The 22353-nt window shown below is 70.9% G+C and carries 13 protein-coding genes, 2 tRNA genes and 10 pseudogenes; 16 read left to right on the forward strand and 9 right to left on the reverse strand.

The window, feature by feature from the left end; translation table 11 throughout:
- Nucleotides 1–235: 235 nt before the first annotated feature.
- From L2X98_RS21690 to L2X98_RS15570, 10 genes and pseudogenes are all read left to right on the forward strand, one after another.
- Nucleotides 236–1255, forward strand: a pseudogene (locus tag L2X98_RS21690) (TadA family conjugal transfer-associated ATPase).
- A gap of 2 nt (nt 1256–1257) precedes the next feature.
- Nucleotides 1258–2148, forward strand: coding sequence for a type II secretion system F family protein (locus L2X98_RS15530; protein ID WP_259611519.1), 891 nt, complete (start codon nt 1258–1260; stop codon nt 2146–2148).
- A 51-nt stretch (nt 2149–2199) separates the two neighbouring features.
- Nucleotides 2200–2415 carry a DUF4244 domain-containing protein gene (locus L2X98_RS15535; RefSeq protein ID WP_259611520.1) on the forward strand — a complete coding sequence of 72 codons (216 nt, stop codon included), beginning with the start codon at nt 2200–2202 and terminating at the stop codon, nt 2413–2415.
- A gap of 26 nt (nt 2416–2441) precedes the next feature.
- The gene (locus tag L2X98_RS15540) at nt 2442–2750 is read left to right on the forward strand and encodes a TadE family type IV pilus minor pilin (RefSeq protein WP_259611521.1); all 309 of its coding nucleotides are present in this window, start codon (nt 2442–2444) and stop codon (nt 2748–2750) included.
- A 7-nt stretch (nt 2751–2757) separates the two neighbouring features.
- Entirely contained in the window at nt 2758–3090 is a 333-nt protein-coding gene (locus L2X98_RS15545) for an Rv3654c family TadE-like protein (protein ID WP_259611522.1), read from the forward strand.
- Between the two features lie 80 nt (nt 3091–3170).
- Nucleotides 3171–5889 (forward strand): annotated as a pseudogene (topA, locus tag L2X98_RS15550) (type I DNA topoisomerase).
- Nucleotides 5886–6504 (forward strand): annotated as a pseudogene (gene tmk, locus L2X98_RS15555) (dTMP kinase). The pseudogenes topA and tmk overlap by 4 nt, the downstream one beginning before the upstream one ends.
- Nucleotides 6505–6554: 50 nt before the next feature.
- A complete protein-coding gene (locus tag L2X98_RS15560; protein ID WP_259611523.1) occupies nt 6555–7721 on the forward strand; it encodes a DNA polymerase III subunit delta' in 1167 nt (388 codons plus the stop codon).
- Entirely contained in the window at nt 7718–9274 is a 1557-nt protein-coding gene (locus L2X98_RS15565) for an alpha/beta hydrolase (protein WP_259611524.1), read from the forward strand. The genes L2X98_RS15560 and L2X98_RS15565 overlap by 4 nt, the downstream gene beginning before the upstream one ends.
- Before the next feature lie 91 nt (nt 9275–9365).
- Nucleotides 9366–9441: transfer RNA gene (locus L2X98_RS15570), tRNA-Thr, on the forward strand.
- A 44-nt stretch (nt 9442–9485) separates the two neighbouring features.
- Here the strand turns inward: L2X98_RS15570 and L2X98_RS15575 are convergent.
- Entirely contained in the window at nt 9486–10136 is a 651-nt protein-coding gene (locus L2X98_RS15575; protein ID WP_259611525.1) for an EamA family transporter, read from the reverse strand.
- On the reverse strand, nt 10106–10447 hold the full coding sequence (locus L2X98_RS15580) for a hypothetical protein (RefSeq protein WP_259611526.1): 342 nt from the start codon (nt 10445–10447) through the stop codon (nt 10106–10108). The genes L2X98_RS15575 and L2X98_RS15580 overlap by 31 nt, the downstream gene beginning before the upstream one ends.
- Before the next feature lie 176 nt (nt 10448–10623).
- Here L2X98_RS15580 and L2X98_RS15585 point away from each other — a divergent pair.
- Together L2X98_RS15585 and L2X98_RS15590 are read left to right on the forward strand one after the other, a co-directional pair.
- Nucleotides 10624–12780 (forward strand): annotated as a pseudogene (locus L2X98_RS15585) (MMPL family transporter).
- A gap of 16 nt (nt 12781–12796) precedes the next feature.
- On the forward strand, nt 12797–13375 hold the full coding sequence (locus L2X98_RS15590) for an isochorismatase family protein (RefSeq protein WP_259611527.1): 579 nt from the start codon (nt 12797–12799) through the stop codon (nt 13373–13375).
- A gap of 17 nt (nt 13376–13392) precedes the next feature.
- Here the strand turns inward: L2X98_RS15590 and L2X98_RS15595 are convergent.
- From L2X98_RS15595 to L2X98_RS15615, 4 genes and pseudogenes are all read right to left on the reverse strand, one after another.
- Nucleotides 13393–14453 (reverse strand): annotated as a pseudogene (locus tag L2X98_RS15595) (fatty acid desaturase family protein).
- A gap of 190 nt (nt 14454–14643) precedes the next feature.
- Entirely contained in the window at nt 14644–14973 is a 330-nt protein-coding gene (locus L2X98_RS15605; protein ID WP_259611530.1) for a Fe-S cluster assembly protein HesB, read from the reverse strand.
- Nucleotides 14974–15047: 74 nt separating this feature from the next.
- Nucleotides 15048–15122, reverse strand: a tRNA-Lys gene (locus L2X98_RS15610).
- Nucleotides 15123–15196: 74 nt separating this feature from the next.
- Complete coding sequence (locus L2X98_RS15615; RefSeq protein ID WP_259611531.1) at nt 15197–16429, reverse strand: SDR family oxidoreductase; 1233 nt, start codon at nt 16427–16429, stop codon at nt 15197–15199.
- A 222-nt stretch (nt 16430–16651) separates the two neighbouring features.
- Here L2X98_RS15615 and L2X98_RS15620 point away from each other — a divergent pair, with 222 nt between their 5' ends.
- From L2X98_RS15620 to L2X98_RS15635, 4 genes and pseudogenes are all read left to right on the forward strand, one after another.
- Nucleotides 16652–16999, forward strand: coding sequence for a helix-turn-helix transcriptional regulator (locus L2X98_RS15620; protein ID WP_259613353.1), 348 nt, complete (start codon nt 16652–16654; stop codon nt 16997–16999).
- A 56-nt stretch (nt 17000–17055) separates the two neighbouring features.
- Nucleotides 17056–17467: pseudogene (locus L2X98_RS15625) on the forward strand (VOC family protein).
- Between the two features lie 41 nt (nt 17468–17508).
- A pseudogene (locus tag L2X98_RS22475) lies at nt 17509–18148 on the forward strand (DNA-directed RNA polymerase subunit beta).
- Between the two features lie 384 nt (nt 18149–18532).
- Nucleotides 18533–19418: pseudogene (locus L2X98_RS15635) on the forward strand (aminodeoxychorismate lyase).
- A gap of 22 nt (nt 19419–19440) precedes the next feature.
- On the opposite strand, the gene pstB reads toward L2X98_RS15635, so the two are convergent.
- The 3 genes and pseudogenes from pstB to pstC all read right to left on the reverse strand — a co-directional run bounded on the left by pstB (nt 19441) and on the right by pstC (nt 22313).
- Entirely contained in the window at nt 19441–20220 is a 780-nt protein-coding gene (gene pstB, locus L2X98_RS15640) for a phosphate ABC transporter ATP-binding protein PstB (protein ID WP_259611532.1), read from the reverse strand.
- 16 nt (nt 20221–20236) lie between these two features.
- Nucleotides 20237–21340 (reverse strand): annotated as a pseudogene (gene pstA / locus L2X98_RS15645) (phosphate ABC transporter permease PstA).
- Nucleotides 21340–22313: pseudogene (gene pstC, locus L2X98_RS15650) on the reverse strand (phosphate ABC transporter permease subunit PstC). Before pstC ends, pstA begins: the two co-directional pseudogenes overlap by 1 nt.
- Nucleotides 22314–22353 lie beyond the last annotated feature (40 nt).

Raw genomic sequence — 22353 nt, forward strand, 5'->3', positions numbered from 1 at the left:
CATCCTCGGCCGAACATTCGATTCTGGCATTGCAGCATCCCGATCACCCCCCGATTGTGGTGTTGCGCACGGCGGCATCCCATTCCCCCATGGGATGCCGCCTTTTATTGCGTCTGGGATGCTGCCCGCCGGCACCGCGGCGCCGGTTCCTCCCCAGCCGGGCGCGGGCGGGACGTTGTCCACGGATCCGCCGCTCGCGGACAACCGCAGCCCGGCGGATGCCTAGATTCGGTGCATGCCCGAGCCCTTCGTCGTCCGTCCCCGACCCGGCACCGCGGTGCCGGCACCGGCCGAGGCCGCGCACCCCGGGCCGCCGCCGGCCGGCCCGCGGCATCCGGCGCTCGATCCGTTCGCGCCGTACCTGGACGACCCCGCGGTGACCGACATCTTCGTCAACGGCGCGGACGGACTGTTCATCGACCGGGGCAGCGGCGGGCAGCGCGAGCCGCGATGGCGCGCGGCCGAGGCCGATGTGCGCGATCTCGCGGTCGCGCTGATCAGCGCCGGCAACCGGCACATCGACGACGCGCATCCCTGCGTGGACGTGCGGCTGGAGGCGGGGATCCGCATCCATGCCGTGCTGCCCCGGTGGCACGCGGCGGCACGGCGATCTCGATACGCGTGCCGCGGGCGACCGGCCTCGGCCTGGACGGTCTGGAGCGGACCGGCACCATCGACCACGACGGGCGCGGGCGGCTCGAAGAGCTCATCCGGGCGCGGGAGAACGTCCTGATCACCGGTGCCGCCGGCACCGGCAAGACCACCCTGCTGGGCGCGATGCTCTCGCGGGTGCCGCCCAGCGAGCGCATCGTCACGATCGAGGACGTCGCCGAGCTCGCAGATCACCCACCCGCATCATGTGTCGCTGGAGGCGCGCCAGGCGAACCTCGAGGGCGCCGGCGGCATCGGCCTGGCCCGGCTCGTGCGCGAGGCGCTGCGGATGCGGCCGGACCGGCTCGTGGTGGGGGAGTGCCGCGGCGACGAGGTGCGCGAGCTGCTCAGCGCGCTGAACACCGGTCATGACGGCGGGGCCGGCACGGTCCATGCCAACGGTCTGGACGACGTGCCGGCGCGGCTCGAGGCGCTCGGCGCGCTCGCCGGCCTGGGCGACACGGCCCTCGCGCGCCAGGTCGCCAGCGCGATCGGCGGGGTGCTGCACCTCGAGCGCGATCCGGACGGCTCGCGCCGGGTGGCCGGGTTCGGCCGCCCGCTCGTGCGCAAGGGGCGACTGGCGATGGAGGTGCGGGAATGGTGAGGATGCCGTGGCCCCGGCGCCCGACGCCGCCGGCCGGGCCGGATCCGGCCACGGTGCTGCGGCTGGCCGTGCTGCTGCAGGCCGGTGTGCTGCCGGCCGCCGCCTGGCGGCACCTCGCCGCCGTCGGCGATGCCCACGCGGCCGCGGTGGTCGCGCGGATCGAGGACGGGCAGGACATCCCGGCGGCGATCGCGGCGGCCGGCCACGACTGGCGGGATGTGGCGGCGGCGTGGAGCATCGCCCAGACCGTCGGGGCTCCGCTCGCCGACAGCCTCCGCGGGATCGCCGCGGCGCTGCAGGATGCCGCGCAGACCCGGGACGAGGTGCGCGTCGCGCTGGCCGAGCCGGCCGGCACCGCGCGCCTGATGTCCTGGCTGCCGCTGGTGGCCGTGGGGCTGGGCGCCGCCCTCGGATTCGACACGCTCCGCACGCTCGTGGCCAGTCCGGCGGGCATCGTCTGCGCGCTCGCCGGGATCGGCCTGATCGTGGCGGCACGGCGCTGGAGCGGGACGCTGGTCCGCCGCGCCGACCCCGACGACGCCGTGCCCGGCATGAGCGCGGACCTGATGGCGATCGCCCTGTCCGGCGGCGTGTCGATCGGGCGCGCCGAGCGGATCGTGGCCGCGGCCGGCGCCGAGGCGGTCGACGTCGAGACCGCCGGCATCCTCACCCTCTCTCGCTCGGCCGGGGTGCCGGCCGCCGAACTCCTCCGCGCCGGCGCCGTCCTCGCCCGGCACCGAGCCCGCACCGACGGACGGATGCGCGCGGCCCGGCTGTCATCCCGGTTGCTCATCCCGCTCGGCGTGTGCACCCTGCCCGCCTTCCTGCTGCTCGGGGTCGCCCCAATGCCTGCTCAGTGTGCTCACCTCGACGCCGCTGTCTCTGTGAGATGACCGTCGCCGTGAGAAGACGTGCCCACCCACCCATGTATAAGGAGCGAAACGATGAACCGAACGACATCCCTTCCCGCCCTGACCCGGCGTCGAGCCGCCCGGCTGTTCCTGGCCGACGCCGACGACACCGGCGCGGCCACTGCCGAATACGCGATCGCCACGATGGCGGCGGTGGCATTCGCCGGCCTGCTGGTGGTCATCATGCGCTCGGACGAGGTCCGCGGCATCCTCACCGATCTCGTCCGTCGCGCCCTGACCGTGTCATGAGGATCCACCGGGACGACCGCGGATCGGTGACCGCCGAATTCGCGGTCGTCCTGCCGGCCGTCGTGCTCGTCCTCGCCCTGGGCGCGGGCGTGCTCGGCGCCTGCGGGCGACAGGTGCGGCTGCAGGATGCCGCGGCCGACGCGGCGCGCCTCGTGGCCCGCGGCGAAACCGTCGCCCGCGCGCAGTCGGTCCTTGCCGACGCGGTGGGCGGGGCCACCGGCATCGTGCGGCACCGGGACGAATTCGTCTGCGTGGACGCCTCGGCGCCCGCCGGTCTGCCCGTGCCGATCGCCGCGCTGCGCGCGCAGTCGTGCGCTCTGGCCGGCGGGCTGTGAGACACCGATGGCCGGCACCGTGCTCGCGGTCGGGACCATGGGGGTCGCCGCGGTCCTGACCGTCTCGCTGGGAGCCGTCGGTGCGGCCGCCGTGCAGGCGCAGCGCGCGGCCGGAGCCGCCGACGCCGCCGCGCTCGCGGCGGCGGATGCGGCATCCGGAGCGGCCACCGGCATCCCCTGCGACCGTGCGGCGCAGCTCGCCGAGGCGGACGGCGCGGCGCTGACCGCATGCGAGGTGGACGGGCTGGTCGCCACGGTGTCGGTGCACCTCGGGTTCGGGGCGCTCTGGGCCACCGCGTCGGCCCGCGCCGGCCCGCCGGCGGTCTCGGCGCCGGGATGACGCGGACCGCACTCGATGTCCACACAGGCTCGTGCCCGTCCGGGGTGTGTATGGTGTGCATCGAAGAAAGGACCACCCCTTTGGCACACGGCAAGAAGCTCGTCATCGTCGAGTCCCCGACCAAGATGAAGTCGATCCAGGGATATCTCGGCGACGGCTACGAGGTGCTCAGCTCGGTCGGTCACATCCGCGACCTGGCCGATCGCAAGGCGATCCCACCCGAGCTGAAGAAGACCTCGGTGGGTCGCTATTCGATCGACATCGAGAACGACTTCGCCCCCTACTACGTCGAGTCCGAGCGCGGCAAGAAGACCGTCGCCGAACTCAAGCGGGCGCTGAAGACGAGCGACGAACTCCTGCTGGCCACCGATGAGGACCGCGAGGGCGAGGCCATCGCGTGGCACCTGCTCGAGGCGCTCAAGCCGAAGGTCCCGGTCAAGCGCATGGTGTTCCACGAGATCACCAAGGACGCCATCCGTGCCGCCGTCGACAACACCCGCGAGCTCGACCTCGACCTGGTCGATGCGCAGGAGACCCGCCGCATCCTGGACCGGCTGTTCGGCTGGGACATCTCGCCGGTGCTCTGGCTGAAGGTGCAGCAGGGGCTGTCGGCCGGTCGCGTGCAGTCCGCGGCGACCCGGCTGGTCGTCGACCGCGAGCGCGAGCGGATGGCGTTCGTCTCCGCCTCGTACTGGGATGTCGCGGCCTCGGCCGCGAAGCACGCCGACGCGTTCGGCATCCAGCTGGCGCGCCTGGACGGCGCGCCCATCGCCCGCGGCACGGACTTCGACGATCGCGGCCAGCTGAAGAAGGCCGTCGTCGTGCTGGACGAAGCGCGCGCCACGGCCCTGGCGGCGGCGGTCGCCGAAGCGGCCGAGGGGTCGGTCACCAAGCTGGAGTCCAAGCCCGGCACCCGCCGCCCGTACGCGCCGTTCACGACCTCGACGATGCAGCAGGAAGCCGGTCGCAAGCTCTCGATGAGCGCCAAGCACGCGATGAGCGTGGCCCAGCGCCTGTACGAGAAGGGGTTCATCACCTATATGCGCACCGACTCGACCGCGCTGTCGACGCAGGCGGTCCAGGCGGCGCGCGAGCAGGCCGTGCAAGCTGTACGGGCCGAAGGCGGTGCCGCTGAACCCGCGCGTCTACAAGAGCAAGAGCAAGAACGCGCAGGAGGCGCACGAGGCCATCCGTCCGTCGGGTGAGCAGTTCCGCACGCCGTCGCAGGTGACCGGCTCCCTCGACCGCGACGAGGCGCGACTGTACGAGTTGATCTGGAAGCGGACCGTCGCCAGCCAGATGTCCGATGCCACGTACGAGACCACGACCGTGACCCTGCAGATCGCCCTGCCCGATCAGAGCGCCGAGTTCACGGCATCCGGCACCGTGTACACCTTCAAGGGATTCCTCGAGGCGTACGAGGAGGGCCGGGACGAGAAGCGCTCGGACAGCGACAAGCAGAACGATCAGGCCCTGCCCCAGCTGGCGGTCGGCGACGTGCTGGCCATCCGCGACGTCGAGCCCAAGGGGCACGCCACCGCGCCGAAGCCGCGCTACACCGAGGCATCCCTGGTCAAGGCGCTGGAGGAGAAGGGCATCGGCCGGCCGTCCACGTTCGCCAGCATCATCGACACGATCCTGGCCCGCGGCTACGTCACCAAGCGCGGGCAGGCGCTCGTGCCCAGCTGGACCGCGTTCAGCGTGATCCGGCTGCTTGAGCAGCACTTCACCGACCTGGTCGACTACGACTTCACCGCCGCGCTGGAAGACGATCTGGACGCCATCGCCCGCGGCGAGCAGAAGCGCGTGGACTGGCTCAAGGAGTTCTACTTCGGCTCCGAGGGCCACGCCGGTCTGCGCCACATCGTCGACAACCTCGGTGAGATCGATGCGCGCGAGCTGAACTCCACCCGCATCACCGACAACGCCGTGCTGCGCATCGGGCGGTATGGTCCGTACCTGGAGGTCACCGACCCGGAGCATCCGGACGCCGAGGTGCGGCGGGTGAACCTGCCCGAAGAGCTGGCACCGGACGAGCTGACCCCGGCCAAGGCGCAGGAGCTCATCGACGCCCCGGTGGCGGGCGACCGCGTGCTGGGCGAGAACCCCGAGAACGGCAAGCTCATCGTGGTGAAGGACGGGCGATACGGCCCGTACGTGCAGGAGGTCGAGCCCGAGGACCCGGAGCGGGTGGATGCTGCCACCGGCGAGGTCGTGGATGCCGCGCCCGCGAAGGGCGCCAAGGGCAAGGCGGCTGCGAAGAAGGCCGCCGAGCCCAAGCCGCGCACCGCCTCGCTGTTCAAGAGCATGACGGTCGACACGGTCGACCTCGAGTCCGCACTGCAGCCTGCCGTCGCTGCCGCGCGTGCTGGGCACCGACCCGGAATCGGGTGAGGAGATCACCGCGCAGAACGGACGCTACGGGCCGTACCTGAAGAAGGGCACCGACTCGCGGACACTGGATTCCGAGGGCAAGCCTGGAGATCACCCTCGACGAGGCGCTGGAGCGGTACAAGCTGCCCAAGTACGGTGCCAAGCGGGCCTCCAGCGCGCTGAAGGAGTTCGAGGCGGACCCGGTCAGCGGCAAGCCGATCAAGCTGCGCGACGGCCGGTTCGGCCCGTACGTGACCGACGGCGAGACGAACGCGACGGTGCCGCGCGGCGAGGACGCGATGGCCGTCGACTTCGCCCGCGCCGTGCAGCTTGCTGGCCGACAAGCGCGCGAAGGGTCCGGCGCCCAAGCGCAAGGCCGCTCCGAAGAAGACGACGACGCGCAAGCCCGCGGCGAAGAAGAAGTGACCGGGCTGTTCGTCACCTTCGAGGGCGGCGACGGGGTGGGCAAGTCCACCCAGGCGGCGCTGCTGGAGGGCTGGCTGCGAGACCAGGGGCGTGAGGTGGTCCGCACCCGCGAGCCGGGCGGCACCGAGGTGGGTCAGCGCATCCGCGACATCGTGCTGCACCACCGCGGTCACGTCGAGCCGCGGGCCGAGGCGCTGCTGTACGCCGCCGATCGGGCCCACCACGTCGCGACCGTGGTCCGCCCGGCGCTCGCACGGGGAGCCGTGGTGATCCAGGATCGCTACCTCGACTCGTCGGTCGCCTACCAGGGCGCCGGACGGGTTCTGGATGCGGCGGAGGTGCGCGACCTCTCGCTGTGGGCCGTGGAGGGCGCTGCCCGATGTGACGGTGCTGCTGGACCTGGATGAGGCATCCGCCCGCAGTCGGCTGGATGCCGCCGACAAGCCGTTCGACCGGCTCGAGGCGGAGGAGGCCGCGTTCCACGCGCGGGTGCGCGCGGCGTTCCTGGCACTGGCGGCGGCCGAGCCGGGTCGCTTCCTGATCGTGGATGCCGCGCAGCCGGTCGATGAGATCGCCGCTCGCGTGCGGGACCGGATCGCGGCGCACGTCGGCTGACCGATGACGTGGTCCCGGCGGCGTCGTCGGGCGCGGTTAGGCTGGTCGGCATGGATGCCCCCGCCGCCGCCGCCGCCGTGCGCGATCTGCCGTGGGGCGAGGTCTGGGGTCAGGCCGATGCGGTCCAGACGCTGCAGTCCGCGGCATCCGACCCCTCCGCTCTGACGCACGCGTGGCTCCTGACCGGTCCGCCCGGGTCGGGGCGCTCGACGCTGGCCCGCGCGTTCGCCGCGGCGCTGATCGCCGAGCCCGGTGACCAGGCGGCGATGAAACAGGTGCTGGCCGGCACGCATCCCGACTACACGCCTCTGCGCACCGAGGGCGTCATCATCTCGATCAAGGACGCGCGCGCGCTCGTCGAGCGCTCGTACTTCGCGCCGTCGCTCGGCCGCTATCGGGTGATCGTGATGGAGGATGCGGACCGCATGACCGAGCGGACCTCGAACGTGCTGCTGAAGGCGCTGGAAGAGCCGCCGGAGCGCACGGTGTGGGTGCTGTGCGCCCCGAGCGACGCCGACCTGCTGCCGACGATCCGCTCGCGCGTGCGCACGCTGCGGTTGCGCGACCCGGAGGTGGCGGACGTGGCCCGGCTGATCGCCGAGCGCACCGGCGCCGACCCGGACCTGGCCGAGCAGTCGGCGCGGCACGCGCAGCGCCACATCGGCATGGCGCAGCGGCTGGCGACGGATGCCGCCGCCCGACAGCGCCGCGCCGAGACGCTGCGGGCGGTGCTCGCGGTCCGCGGCGTCAGCACCGCGGTCGAGGCGGCCGCGCAGATCGTGGCCGCCGCCACCGACGATGCGAAGGCGCTCACCGCCGAACGCGACGAGGCGGAGCGCGCCCAGCTGCTGACGACGTTCGGCATCGCCTCCGGCGCCGCGGTGCCCCCGGCGGTGCGCTCGCAGCTGAAGGCCCTCGAGGACGAGCAGAAGCGCCGCGCCACGCGGAGCCTGCGGGACGGCATCGATCGGGTGCTCACCGATCTGCAGTCGGTCTACCGTGACGTGCTCATGCTGCAGTTCGGTCGGGACGGCGACCTCATCAACCGAGAGCTGGCCGACGGTCTCGGCGAGATCGCGGCGAACTGGGACCCGGCCCACACACTCATCGTGCTCGACGAGATCGCCACGACGCGCGAGCGTCTCGAGCAGAACGTGTCTCCGGTGCTCGCACTGGAGAGCATGCTCATCACCGTGGCCCACGGAAGGACCCTGTGAACGCCAAGACCCGCATCGTCGCCGTCCTCGCCGGACTCGCCGCGGCATCCGTCGCCCTCACCGGCTGCCTGTTCTCGTGGATCCCCGACGGCGGCTCGGCCGACCCGGCGCCCTCGACGAGCGCCTCGGCCGACACCGAGGGCGTGGCCGCCGACCTGCTGCCGTTCTACGGGCAGCGGATCGACTGGGTCTCGTGCAGCGACGGCGACCAGTGCGCCACGGTCACCGCTCCGCTGGACTGGGACAAGCCGTCCGCCGGCAGCGTCGACCTGGCGATCATCCGCCACCGCGCCACCGGCGGCGAGGCGCTCGGATCGCTGCTGGTGAACCCCGGCGGGCCGGGGGCCAGCGGCATCGAGCTGGTGCGCGACTCACTGACGTTCGCGGTCGGCGACGAGCTCGCCAAGCGGTATGACGTCATCGGATTCGACCCGCGCGGGGTCGGCGAGTCGACCGCCGTGCGCTGCTACGACGCGAAGCAGATGGACGCATTCCTGTTCGACATCCCGAAGAACGCCCGCGGCACCGACGCGTGGCGGTCCGAGATCCTCGATTCGGCGCAGAAGTTCGGTCAGGCGTGCGAACACAACAGCGACGGCATCCTGCCTGACGTCACGACGGAGTTCGCCGCCCGTGACATGGACCTCATCCGCGCAGTGCTCGGGGAGAAGAAGCTCGACTACCTGGGCTACTCGTACGGCACGTTCCTGGGGGCGACCTACGCGAAGCTGTATCCGCAGCGGGTGGGCCGGTTCGTGCTGGACGGCGCCATCGACCCGTCCGTGTCGGGGCTGGACGTGAGCCTGACCCAGGCGCTCGGGTTCGAGTCGGCGCTGCGCGCCTACATGGCGTCCTGCCTGAAGGCCCGCGGATGCCCGTTCGCCGGCACGGTGGACGACGGCATGTCCGACCTCGGCGCCCTGCTCGCGCGGGTCGACCGATCTCCGCTGCGCAACTCCGACGGGCGGATGCTGGGGGCCGATTCGCTGATGACGGCCATCATCGCCGCGCTCTACTCGCAGGACAGCTGGCCGTACCTCACGCAGGCGCTGAGTGCCACGGTCTCCGGCGATGCCGGGCCGGCGTTCCAGCTCGCCGACTTCTACTACAACCGGGTCGACGGGAAGTACCAGGACAACTCGTACGAGGCGTTCACCGCATACAACTGCATGGACTACCCCGACACCGCGACCCCCGCGCAGAAGCAGGCGGCGGTCGCCGAGCTGAACACGAAGGCGCCCACCATCGCGCCGTACTGGAACGTCGATCTGGACACCTGCTCGGTGTGGCCGGAGAAGGCGACCGGTGTGCGCGAGCAGATCCACGCGTCCGGCGCCGGACCGATCCTGGTGATCGGGACTACCAACGACCCGGCGACGCCGTACGCGTGGGCCGTGTCGCTCGCGAAGCAGCTGGATTCCGGCATCCTGATCACCCGCGTCGGCGAGGGGCACACCGGCTTCAACAAGGGCAACGGCTGTGTGGATGCTGCGGTGAACGACTACTTCCTGAAGGACGCCGTGCCCGACGGCGATATCCGCTGCGCCCGCTGAGTCCGGCGGCCCGCACGGCCGTCGCCGCGTTCGCGACGCCGTCAGCGACCATGTAAGATCGTTGATCGTGCATCGCGTGAGCGACACGCGCGCCACCTTAGCTCAGACGGCAGAGCGATTCACTCGTAATGAATAGGTCAAGGGTTCGATTCCCTTAGGTGGCTCCACACCCTCTTCCCGCCGCTCCGGCCCGGCTTCAGCGCGGCGATCCCTACGCCACCGCGAGCATGGCCCCGGCCGCCAGGGCCAGGGCGAGTCCTACCCACTGGACCGGGGCGACCCGCTCGCGCAGCACGATCGCGGCCAGCACGATCGTGCCGGCCGGATACATCGCCGTCAGCGCGGAGACGATCGACAGATCGCCCAGGCGCAGCGCGACCAGCATGATCGCGTTGGCCGACGAGTCGACCACGCCGCACGCGATCGCCAGCCACCAGGCGCTCGACGGGATGCCGGTGCCGACCGGGCTCGGCCCGTCTTCCACCGCGTGCTCCAGGTCGGCGTGGCCCGTCGGCGTGGCACCCAAGCCCGCCCCCTGCGCCGTCAGCACTCGCGACGGGGCCATCCCGCGCCGGGCGGCCCGGATCAGGACGACCAGGACCACGGATGCCGTGATCAGGCCGTTGGACGCGCGGTTCAGGATGAGCGGCACGATGCCGCTGGCGGGGGAGGTCTGATCGAGGATGATCATGAACGCGCCGATCGCCAGGCCCGCTCCGACCGCCATCAGCAGGCCCCGGGCAGAAGGATGGACAACCGTGTCGCCCGGGATGAAGCCGACCAGGACGACCGCGACCAGCGCGGTCCCGAGGCCGACGTAGCCGATCGTGTTCAGCTGCTCGCCGGCCACGAGCAGCCCCACATCATCGGCGCGATGGCCGAGACGATCGCGGTCACCGGCGACAGGATGCTCATCGGGCCGATCGCCAGGCACGCGTACAGCAGTGCGATCGCGATGGCGCCGGAGACGCCCGAGATCGCGCCCCAGGCGACATCGGCGGGCAGCCAGGCGCCGCCCATCAGCGGATACAGCGCCGCCAGCAGGACAAGCCCCGAGACAGCCGCGACCGCCGTCACCACGATCGAGCGCAGCCGCTTCGCAGCGAGCCCGCCGAGGAAGTCCGCCGATCCGAACACGAACGCGCCGACCAGGGCGATCAGGGCGGACGGCATCAGGCCAGCCTACGACGCGTGGTTCCGCCGCGCACGGCGAACGGACGGCGCTCGCCACGGCGTGACGGCGCTCGCCGCGGCTGGATGCACCGGACCCTGGGCGTAGGCTGGCCAGGTGACCGACCGGCCCCTGCTCCGACGCGACCGCCGGGCTCCGGCGCAAGCCGACGCGATGGCTGCGGGTCGGCATCCCGGCACTGCTGGTGATCATCTGGCTGTTCGCCGGCGCGGTGGGCGGCCCGTACTTCGGCAAGGTGGGCGACGTCTCCACGAACGAGCAGTCGGCGTATCTGCCCGACTCGGCCGACTCGACGATCGTGCAGAACCGGCTCGCGGACTTCACCGGCAGCGACAGCATCCCCGCGGTGGTCGTCGTCACCGGCGATGGCACACTCACCGACGACCAGCTCGGCGCCCTGCGCGAGATGACCGATGCGCTCGCCGACGTCCCCGGGGTCAACGGGACGATCTCACCCCCGATCACCTCGACCGACGGCGAGGCCGCGCAGATCTTCGTGCCGCTGTCCAGCGGCGAGGTCAACGACGCCGTGGACGCCCTGCGCAGCGCGCTCGACGACGGCCTGCCGGACGGGACGACGGCATGGATCACCGGCCCGGCCGGGTTCACAGCCGACCTCGTGCACGGCTTCCTCGGCATCGACGGGCTGCTGCTGGGGGTCGCGCTGCTGGCCGTGTTCGTCATCCTCGTGATCGTCTACCGTTCGCCGCTTGCCGATCCTGGTGCTGGCGACGGCGTCCTTCGCCCTGTGCGCGGCCGTGCTGGTGGTGTGGAATCTGGCGAATTCGGGCATCCTGATGATCAACGGGCAGGTGCAGGGGATCCTGTTCATCCTGGTGATCGGCGCGGCCACCGACTACGCCCTGCTGTATGTCGCCCGGTTCCGCGAGGCGATCGGCGAAGGGGCACGGCGGTGGGATGCCACGACCCGCGCATGGCGGGGAGCGTTCGAGCCGATCGTCGCCTCGGGCGGCACGGTGATCGCGGGCCTGCTCTGCCTGCTGCTCAGCGACCTGGCGACCAACCGGGCTCTCGGCCCGATCGCGTCGATCGGGATCGCGTTCGCGATGCTGGCGGCGCTCACCTTCCTGCCCGCGCTGATGGCGCTGGTCGGCCGCGCGGCGTTCTGGCCGTTCATCCCGCGCGAGCCGCTGGTGATGATCCCCGACGATCTGAGCGTCCCGGTGAAGGGCTTCTGGGCACGGCAGGCGCGCCTTGTGGCGCGGCACGCGCGACTCGTCTGGATCCTGTGCGTGGTGGTCCTGCTGGCGGCCGGCACCGGCATCCTCCAGCTCAAGGCGGACGGGGTGCCCTCCAGCGACCTGGTGCTCGGCGCCTCCGAGGCCCGCGACGGACAGGACGTGCTCGGCGCGCACTTCGACGCCGGCAGCGGCAGTCCCGTGTACGTGCTGGTCCCGCAGGACCAGCTCGCGGCCGCCGCCGGGGTGATGGACGACGAGTCCGGGATCGAAGACCTGTCGGCGGCATCCGCTGATTCGGTGACGGGTCAGGCGACGATCACGATGAAGGACGGCGAGCCCACGTTCGCCGCACCCGGTCCGCCCGGCACCCCCGCGCCGAAGCCGACCGTGTCGGACGCGGATGTGCTGCTGATCGGCACCCTGAGCGCGGCGGCCGACTCGACCCAGGCCGAAGACACCGTCCGCGCCCTGCGCGGCGACCTGGATGCCGAACTCGGCGCCGACGCCGCGAAGGTCGGCGGCGTGACCGCGACCGACATCGACACGAACGACACGTCCATCCGCGACCGGACCCTCATCATCCCGATCGTGCTGATCGTGATCTTCGTCATCCTGATGCTGCCTGCGGGCGATCCTGGCACCGCTGCTGCTGGTCCTCTCGGTGATCGTCTCGTTCGTCGCGGCCATGGGCGTGGCGGCGCTGGTGTTCGACCACGTCTTCCAGTTCGCCGGCGCCGACCCGGCCGTGCCGCTGTACGGGTTCGTGTTCCTGGTCGCCCTCGGCGTGGACTACAACATCTTCCTGATGACCCGGGTGCGCGAGGAGTCGCGCACCCATGGCACCCGACCGGGCGTGCCTGCGCGGGCTGGTCGCCACCGGCGGGGTGATCACCTCAGCGGGACTCGTGCTGGCCGCGACGTTCGCCGCACTGGGCGTCATCCCCATCCTGTTCCTGGCCCAGATCGCGTTCATCGTCGCATTCGGCGTGCTGATCGACACGTTCATCGTGCGGTCGCTGCTGGTGCCGGCCCTCTCCTATGACATCGGCCGGGCGATCTGGTGGCCCTCGAAGCTCTGGCGGCGCGGGGTCGAGACCACGAGCCGCGACTGACGCGTACCCTCGAAACATGGGCACAGCACTGTTCATCGTCGACGTGCAGAATGACTTCACCGAGGGCGGGGCTCTCGGGGTGGACGGCGGGCATGCCGTCGCGACCGGGATCTCGCGGCTGCTGGCCGCGGATGCCGCGAACTACGACATCATCGTCGCCTCGCGCGACTGGCATGATGCCGAGGGCGACAACGGCGGACACTTCGCGGCCGGAGAGCCCGACTTCGTGGACACCTGGCCGGTGCACTGCGTGGCCGGCACCGAGGGGGCTGAATACGATCCCGAGCTGGAGACATCCGCCGTCACCCACCACGTGAAGAAGGGGCAGGGCACGCCCGCCTATTCCCTGTTCGAAGGCGTCACCGACGACGGCACGACCGTCGAACAGCTGCTGGACGCGCACGGGATCGTGGATGTCGACGTGGTCGGCATCGCCACCGATCACTGCGTGCGCGCATCCGCGCTGGACGCGATCGCCCACGGCCGACACGTGCGCATCCTCACCGACCTCGTCGCCGGCGTCGCCGCCGACTCCAGCGAAGCGGCACTGGCCGAGCTCGCCCACGCGGGTGCGGAGCTGATCGAGCACGGCTGACCGGCGTCAGCGCGGGGTCAGGCGCTGCGCTGCTCCACCAGCGGGCAGGTGAACACGTCCCGCTCGCCCAGGCCCACCCGGTTGATGTAGCCGACCACGATCGCGTAGGAGTGGAGCAGGCCGACCTGCGTGTACGGCACATCGTGCTGCTGGCAGTACTTCGCGACGATGGGCGCCGCCCGCCGCAGATGGGGCCGCGGCATGGACGGGAACAGGTGGTGCTCGATCTGGTAGTTCAGCCCGCCCATCGCGGCATCCAGCATCCGGCTGCCGCGGATGTTGCGGCTCATCATCACCTGCCGGCGCAGGAAGTCCAGCCTCATCTGCGGCGGGACCAGCGGCATGCCCTTGTGGTTCGGTGCGAACGACACGCCCATGTAGAACCCGAACAGCCCCAACTGCACCGCGAGGAACACGAAAGCGATCCCGGGGGAGAGGACGAGGAACACCAGCGTCGTGAAGCCGATCAGCCGCACGGCCATGAACCCGATCTCGACCCAGCGCCGATCCAGGTGGCCCCCGCTGACGACGCGGCGCACGCCGGACGCGTGCAGCGACACACCCTCCAGCAGCAGGATCGGGAAGAAGAAGAGGCCCTGGTGCGCGCGCAGCCAGGTCACGATGCGGGTGTGAGGAGCGGATGCCGCATCCTCCGTCAGCGCGATGACGGGCAGTTCGATGTCCGGGTCGGTGCCGACCTTGTTCGGGTTGCCGTGGTGCCGGGTGTGCTTGTGCTGCCACCACCCGTAGCTCATGCCGATCAGCAGGTCGCCGAGGATGAGGCTGACCCAGTCGTTCCAGCGCCCCGAGACGAAGATCTGCCGGTGGGCGGCGTCATGCCCGAGGAACGCGATCTGCGTGAACACGACGGCCAGCACGCCGGCGGTGAACAGCTTGCCACCAACTGTCGCCGATCCAGACGAACGCGGCGAGGCCGACGAGCAGTGCGAGAGGCAGGACGATCAGCTTCGTCCAGTAGTAGCCGTAGCGGCGCCGCAAGCCCTCCCGATCTGATCGCCTGAGCCAGTTCGGTGAACTCACTGCTCGCTGCGCGGGCCCTTCGCCGAAGGCGAAGGATGTGTGGTGCGGATGTCGGTCATCGGTTGCTCCCCTCGTCCGCAGGGGTGGAACCGGACTCGCGCACCATCGTCGGTTCGCGCCACGGTTCCTTTCCGTCGACGATACGCGCGCGCAGGCGTCGAAGGGCCGATCGGGGTGGACTCGCAGGAGGCCGATGGCTGAGCGCCGTCTCTGGACGCGGTGATCGATCAGTGGGCGTGGCCTGCCGAGCGCACGTCGGTCATGCCCTGCGGCCCGTTCGTGCCGAACGAGAAGTCCACCACGCCCTGCCCGTCCACACTTGCGTCGAGGACGAAGTCGTCCAAGTCGTCGGCGACGTCGGGTGCCAGGAACGTGCGCGCTCCGGACTGCTCCCGGACGACATCGCCCTCCTCCGGGCCGTCGGCGGGCTCGAGTGCGAAGTCGGTGCCGCGGTCCGACCCGTCGTAGATGCGGATCCCGCCCTTCTCCCGGCCGCCCGCGGTCTGCCCGGCGATCGCCTTCACGATCACACACGCGTTATCGGTGAGGGTGAACAACGTCGCCTCCTGCTGTCGGTGAGGGATGAGCCGCGTGCGTCCGGACGTCGGAGGCGAGGCGTAAAACAGCCGTATGGTGCCCCCGGAGAATTACGATATCTCGACCCACCGGTTAAAAGCCGGTTGCTCTTCCTCTGAGCTACGGGGGCGAATGGAGGTGCTCCGCAAGACCTGCGGCACCTGTCGGCAGTCTAAACCATTGACCGAATTCAACCGGAAGTCGTCACGCCCTGACGGGCTCTCTGACGGTCAGTCTGGGGTGGGGATGGTCGCCGACATCCGGAATCCGCCGTCGTCGGTGGGGCCGGACGAGATGGCTCCGCCCAGGCGACGCACCTCGGTGCGCGACCGGCTCAGGCTGGTCGCCTGATCGGCCTGCGGCGTCGGCCGCCCCGGGCCGTGCGCCACCTCGACCTCGACGGCGTGTGAGAGATAGCGGACGGCGGCCGCGGCATCCGCCCCCCGCGTGCGGGTGAGCACAAGCGAAACCCCTTCCTGCAGCACCCGGAAGGCGGCCTCGTCGATGTGCGGGGCCAGGTGCCGCTCCTCGCCGGTGATCTCGAGCGTGATGGGCATGCCCGCTGTCTGCAAGCCCGGCGATCAGCTCGCGCGCATTCGACAGCGACGGCTCGGGCGGGCTCGGCAGCGGCGCGCGGACGATCGGGATGCCGGCGACTCCGACGGTGCGTGCGGCCTTCGATTCTCCGTCCGATCCGGTGCGCTCGCGCAGCCACTCGGTGAACGTGGCGCCGACCACCTGTGCGTCGGTGCCGGCCAGCAGGCTTCCGTCGCGCATCTGGTGACCCGGACGGCCCGGCAGTGACAGTTCGACGACCCGGCCGGGCACGCCCGCGGCCCGCCCGTATCGGCGCGCGAGATCGGCCATGCGCTCCACGCGCGGCCCGGCGAGATCCGGTACCCGCCCGGCCGGTGCACCCTCGGCCAGCTCGACCAGTCGGGCCGCGACCTCGTCCGCCGCGACCGGCTGAGACCGCATCGTCGGCACGAGGACGAACGGGCCCATCTTCATCCGATCGAACATCTGCTGTGCGAACTCGTGGAACTGCGTCGCACGCAGGAGCGTCCAGGGCACCGGACCGTCGGTGACCGCCCGCTCCTGCGCGAGCTTGCCCTCGTAATACCCGTAGCCCCTCTCGGTGCGGTCGATCCCGACGATCGACAGCGCGAGATGATGGCCGACGCCCGCCCGCTGCTCCGCCTCCAGCAGCATCCGGGTCGTGGTCTGGAAGTACCGGACGGATGCCGCGGCCGTCAGAGTCTGCGACCCGCTGACGTCGATCACGGCGTCGACGCCGGCCAGGACGGCATCCAGCCCCTCGCCGGTCATCAGATCGATCCCGGTCGAGCGCGACAGCACGATCGGCTCGTGGCCGCGCCGGCGGGCATGCTCGGCGACCAGCCGGCCGACGGTGCCGGTCCCGCCGGCGATCGCCATCCTCAGCCCCATATCCCGAGGGTATCGCGCAGTGCGGGGACGGGCCCATGCAGAACTCCGGTGGAATGCGTGCTGGGGGCGCCGTATCGCGCCCGCAGGGCCTGATCGCAATCGGATCTCCGGAGTTCTGCACGGGGTGCCGGAGACGGATAGCCTCGGACCGTGGCATCCGCACCCCAATCCCCGCAGACGCTCGCCCACCTGCGCCGCGCGCGCGACCTGATGGACCGCGATTACACGCAGCCGCTGGACGTGCCCACGATGGCCGCGCGGGCGTTCATGTCGCCCGCCCACTTCTCTCGCGAATTCAAGACCGCGTACGGCGAGACGCCCTACGCGTATCTGATGACACGGCGGATCGAACGGGCGATGGCCCTGCTGCGGGCCGGTGCGTCGGTGACGGATGCCTGCACCGCCGTGGGCGCGACGTCTCTGGGGTCGTTCAGCTCCACTTTCACGCAGCTGGTCGGCGAGACGCCGAGCGCCTACCGCAGCCGCCCACATGAGGCCGCCGAGGCGATGCCCACGTGCATCGCCCGGCTGCTGACCCGCCCGACCCGCTACGCCTGAGCAACCGAGCAGGATTCGAGAAGCGAGCCGGCTTCGCCCTGCGTAGCGTGGGGGCCATGACAGACACCACTCTCGCCTACAGCCAGGTCACCGTCGACGATGTCGACGCCGCCATCGCCTTCTACCGGGATGCCCTCGGACTCTCGGTCGTCAACGACGTCGCCAACGACGGACACCGCTGGGTGAGCCTCGGCTTCGCCGCGCAACCCGGGCTTGCTCCTCGTGCTCTCCGACCCGGGCGCCGGGCGTTCGCCCGAGGACGCCGAGGCGCTGCACCGGCTCGTCGCGAAGGGCGCCGGCCCCGGCCCCATCGTCTTCGCCACCAGCGATCTCGATGCGGCGTTCGAGCGCGCGCGCGCCGCCGGCGCCGAGGTCCTGCAGGAGCCGATCCAGCAGCCCTGGGGGCCTCGCGACTGCGCGTTCCGCGACCCCGCCGGCAACCTGGTGCGCATCAACCAGGCCACCTGATCGCCGGGCGGGCCGGCGCGACGGCCGGGTAGCCTGGTGGGGTGACAGACGGTTCCAGGGATTTCCATAAGCCGGTCCGCCGGCCCACCGGCGATCTCGATCGGCTGTTCGGCTCGCGGGATCCGGCCGAGGCCGCCCGGGTCGCGCACTCGACGGCGGCCGCGCTGCTGTCGCGGGTGCGAGCCGAACCCGACCGCGAGATCGTCGACCGGCTCGTCGAGTTCACCCGCACGCATGGCATCGAGGACATCGCCGAGCTGTGGGCCCAGGCGCCGTCGCGTTCGCTGCCCGGTGCCCTGTGGCGGCTGTACCTGCTGCAAGCTGATGGTGCATGACGACCCGCAGACGGCGGCGCTGGTGTACGAGCGCGGACGCGTGCAGATCCCCTCTGCCGACCCGGTCATCGCCGGCGCTCCGGTCCCGGCGGGGCCGGACGAGCTGGTGGCCCTGGTCGACCGGATCCTCCGGGGCGTGTTCGAGGGCGACTTCGCGGGGGCTCTCGATCGGGCCGCGTCGTTCTGCCGGGTGCAGGCATCCGGCTCCACCCATCTCGCCGACGACTACGAGCTGACCGTGCCGGACCGTGCCACCGCGTTCACCACGCGTGCGCTGCGGCTCTCGACGTACGCGGGGGATCTGTCCGCGTGCGCGGCACTGTGGCGGGTCGACGCGCTGACCTGAGCGGGCGGCCGACCTTGCGGGCAAGCTGACCTGAGCAGGCGGCCGAGCTGAGCGGGCGGCAGACCCTGTGCGGGCAAGCTGATATGAGCAGGCGGCTGACCTGAGCGGGCGGCTGATGTGACCACGCGGGTTGGCCGGCCCGCGCCGATCCGAGCGGACACAGTAGTGCCGGGCCGCAGAACGCCTCTCGGCGCGTGGCCGCTCGAAGCGGCAGAAGATGGAGCCCGGGGTTACTGCGGCCCGGCCACTCCAGTCTAACCGAAGCTGCCCGGCGGGTATTCCGGGCGGGTGGTCGCAACGGCAGGCCAGAACGGCACTCCGCACCGGCTCTGGGCGTGGATCCGACGATCCGGCCTGCCGTTGCGACCCCGCTACGCTCGGACCATGGCCGCCCATTTCGCCCTGCTGATCGACCCCGCCGCACCCGATGACGGACGGGACGATTTCGCCGCGACCTTCCAGGTGATCGACCCCACCGCGCCGGCACTGAGCGTGGGTGAGCTGAGCACCCAGCGCGGCGACGGCATCTTCGAGACCATCGGCGTCATCGACGGCCACCCGCAGGAGGTCGCCGCCCACCTCGACCGGCTCGCCCACTCCGCGCAACTGTGCGACCTGCCCGCCCCCCACCCCCTGCAGTGGCGCCAGGCGGTGGCCCGGGCGGCGCTCGCCTGCGGCGGAGGGGAGTGCGCGATCAAGCTCATCCTCAGCCGCGGCGTCGAACACGGCCCGGCGCCCACGGCCTGGGTCACCGCCGCACCCGCACCGGACAACTCCGCGGTGCGCGAGGCCGGCATCCGGGTGGCCCTCCTCGACCGGGGGATCGACAGCGGGGCATCCGAGCGTGCGCCCTGGCTCGCTGCTGGGCGCCAAGACGCTGTCGTACGCGACGAACATGGCGGCCATCCGCGAGGCGCATCGTCGCGGCGCCGACGACGCGATCTTCGTCGCCAGCGACGGCGTGGTCCTCGAAGGCCCCACGTCCTCGGTGATCCTCCGCTTCGGCGACCGCTTCGTCACCCCGGCGACCGGGAGCGGCATCCTGCACGGGACGACCCAGATCAGCCTGTTCGACCACCTGCGCGCCACCGGTCACCAGGCGACGTACGAGACGGTTCCGGTCGGCGAGCTGGCACGGGCGGATGCCGCGTGGCTGGTCTCCAGCGTGCGGCTGGCCGTCCCCATCACGGCCATCGACGGTCGGGCGCTCCCGATCGACCGGGAGGCGACGGCATCCTTCACCCGCTACCTGCTCAGCCCGCGCGAGTGAGCCCGGCCGAGCCTGCCCGGCGCTACCCGAACCTGCCCGACACGTAGTCCTCGGTTGCCTGCACCGACGGCGTGGTGAAGATCGTCGCCGTCTCGTTGTACTCGATCAGCTTGCCCGGCTTGCCGGTGCCGGCGATGTTGAAGAACGCGGTGCGCTCCGAGACGCGCGAGGCCTGCTGCATGTTGTGCGTCACGATCACGATCGTGTAGTCGTTCTTCAGGTCGGCGATGAGCTCCTCGATCGCATAGGTCGAGATGGGATCCAGCGCCGAGCACGGCTCGTCCATCAGCAGCACCTGCGGCTCGACCGCGATCGCCCGCGCGATGCACAGACGCTGCCGTTGCCCGCCGGACAGCCCGGCGCCGGGCTTGTCGAGCCGGTCCTTGACCTCGTTCCACAGGTTCGCGCCCCGCAGCGACTTCTCCACCAGTGCGTCGGCGTCCGAGCGCGAGATGCGGCGGTTGTTCAGACGCACGCCGGCGAGCACGTTCTCTCGGATGGACATCGTCGGGAACGGGTTGGGCCGCTGGAAGACCATGCCGACGTTGCGCCGCACGTTCACCGGGTCGACGCCCGAGGCGTAGAGGTCGTCGCCGTCCAGCAGGACCTGGCCCTCCACCCGGGCACCCGGGATGACCTCGTGCATTCGGTTCAGGGTGCGCAGGAACGTGGACTTGCCGCATCCGCTGGGGCCGATGAAGGCGGTCACGCTGCGCGGCTCGATGTGCAGCGAGATGTCCTCCACGGCGAGGAAGTCGCCGTAGTAGACGTTCAGGTCGGTGACGTCGATGCTCTTGGACACAGGATTTCCTTCGGTTTCAGAGTCCGCGCTTGGGCGCGAAGATCTTCGCGATGAGCCGCCCGATGAGGTTCAGCGCCATCACGATGAGGATAAGGGTGAGTGCGGCCGTCCAGGCCCGGTCGATCGATGCCTGCGCCGACACGCCCGCCGCCTGGGTGTACTGCGTGTAGACGAACACCGGAAGGGTCATCATCCGGTCGCTGAACAGGTTGTAGTTCATGCTGAACGTGAATCCGGTCACCAGCAGCAGCGGGGCGGTCTCGCCGATCACGCGGGCGATGGCGAGCATGACGCCGGTCACGATCCCGGCCAGCGAGGTGGGCAGCACGATCTTCAGGATCGTCAGCCACTTCGGCACGCCGAGGGCGTACGACGCCTCGCGCAGTTCGTTCGGCACCAGTCGGAGGATCTCTTCGCTCGAGCGCACCACGACCGGGATCATCAGCACCGACAGGGCGATGGCGCCCATGAAGCCGTTGCGCACGGCGGGGCCGACGAGCAGCGCGAACAGCGCGAAGGTGAACAGCCCGGCGACGATCGACGGGATGCCGGTCATCACGTCGACGAGGAAGGTGATCGCCTTCGCCAGCGGCCCGCGCCCGTACTCCACCAGGTAGATCGAGGTCGAGCAGCCCGATCGGCACCGAGATGAGGGCGGTCATCAGCGTGATCAGCAGCGTTCCGATGATCGCGTGCAGCGCGCCGCCGCCTTCGCCGACGATGTTGCGCATCGACTGGGTGAAGAAGGACACGTCCATTCGCGCCAGACCGTTGGTCAGGACCGTCCACACCAGCGAGATCAGCGGCAGAGCGCGATGATGAATGCGGTCGAGACCAGCGAGGTCACCAGCCGGTCCAGCGCACGGCGCGAGCCTTCGACGATCCGCGAGGCGACGTACAGCACGACGTCGAACAGGATGGTCCCGGCCAGCACCGCCCCCACGATGTTGAAGCCGGCCGTCACGTCGGCCAGCGCGAGCAGGACGAAGAACGCGGCCGAGATGATCAGGCTTCCACCCAGCACCATCCAGGCGGTGCCGCGAGGCAGGCGTCCGGCGGCCAGCGTGTTGGTGGTGCGGATGCCTCCGGCCACAGGGGGTGCGGCGGTTGCAGTGGTCATCAGTCGGCTCCGGAGAAGGCGGCGCGGCGGCTGACGATCCAGCGTGCCGCGACGTTGACGAGAAGGGTGACGACGAACAGCACGAGGCCGGTCGCGACCAGGGCGTTCACCGAGACGCCGGTGGCCTCGGGGAACTGCAGTGCGATGTTCGCGGCGATGGTGTTCGGGTTCTGGGACTGCAGGACGGCGAAGTTCACGATGAACGCGGGGAGAGCACCATGGCCACGGCGAACGTCTCGCCGAGCGCCCGCCCGAGGCCCAGCATGACCGCCGAGACCATGCCGCTGCGGGCGAACGGGAGCACGGCCATCCGAATCATCTCCCACTTCGTGGCGCCGAGGGCCAGTGCGGCCTCTTCGTGCAGCCGCGGCGCCTGCAGGAACACCTCCCGACAGATCGCGGTCATGATCGGGATCACCATCACCGCCAGCACGACGGCTGCCGTCAGGATCGTCCGCCCGGTGCCCGACACCGGCGGGGCGAACAGCGGGAACCAGCCGAGGTTGTCGCCCAGCCACTGGTAGAACGGCTGCACGAACGGGGCCAGGGTGACGATGCCCCACAGCCCGAACACCACGGACGGGACGGCGGCGAGCAGATCGATGACGTAGCCGAGGGTCTGCGACAGCCGCCGCGGCGCGTAGTGCGTGATGTACAGCGCGATCCCGATGGACAGCGGAGTCGCGAACAGCAGCGCGAGGAAGGCCGCCCACACCGTGCCGAACGCGAGCGGACCCACGTACTGCCAGAAGTTGGACGTGTCGTTGGGCAGCACGCCGGGACCGGCGATCAGGGCCGGGATGCTCTGGAGGACGAGGAAGATCGCGACCGCGGCGAGCGTGGCCAGAATCAAGGAGCCGGCGACGATCGTGGTCGTCGCGAAGACCCGGTCGCCCGCCCGGACCTTCACCCGGCGCGCCGGCCGGGTGGCTGCGGCGGTGGCTCGGTCATCCTGCTCTCTTTCTCGATTCAGAGGGAAGGGGCGGTCCGGGACGCTGCCCGGACCGCCCTCG

The organism is Microbacterium elymi, from assembly GCF_021582895.2.
Lineage (GTDB): Bacteria > Actinomycetota > Actinomycetes > Actinomycetales > Microbacteriaceae > Microbacterium > Microbacterium humicola.

What these genes read in the sequence shown, in the direction of transcription:
- L2X98_RS15580 (WP_259611526.1), bottom strand. Translation starts at nt 10,447, where the DNA reads ATGCCGTCCGCCCTGATCGCCCTGGTCGGCGCGTTCGTGTTCGGATCG.
- L2X98_RS15545 (WP_259611522.1), top strand. Translation starts at nt 2,758, where the DNA reads ATGGCCGGCACCGTGCTCGCGGTCGGGACCATGGGGGTCGCCGCGGTC.
- L2X98_RS15530 (WP_259611519.1), top strand. Translation starts at nt 1,258, where the DNA reads ATGCCGTGGCCCCGGCGCCCGACGCCGCCGGCCGGGCCGGATCCGGCC.
- L2X98_RS15560 (WP_259611523.1), top strand. Translation starts at nt 6,555, where the DNA reads ATGGATGCCCCCGCCGCCGCCGCCGCCGTGCGCGATCTGCCGTGGGGC.
- L2X98_RS15620 (WP_259613353.1), top strand. Translation starts at nt 16,652, where the DNA reads ATGGACCGCGATTACACGCAGCCGCTGGACGTGCCCACGATGGCCGCG.
- L2X98_RS15535 (WP_259611520.1), top strand. Translation starts at nt 2,200, where the DNA reads ATGAACCGAACGACATCCCTTCCCGCCCTGACCCGGCGTCGAGCCGCC.
- L2X98_RS15590 (WP_259611527.1), top strand. Translation starts at nt 12,797, where the DNA reads ATGGGCACAGCACTGTTCATCGTCGACGTGCAGAATGACTTCACCGAG.
- L2X98_RS15615 (WP_259611531.1), bottom strand. Translation starts at nt 16,429, where the DNA reads ATGGCGATCGCCGGCGGGACCGGCACCGTCGGCCGGCTGGTCGCCGAG.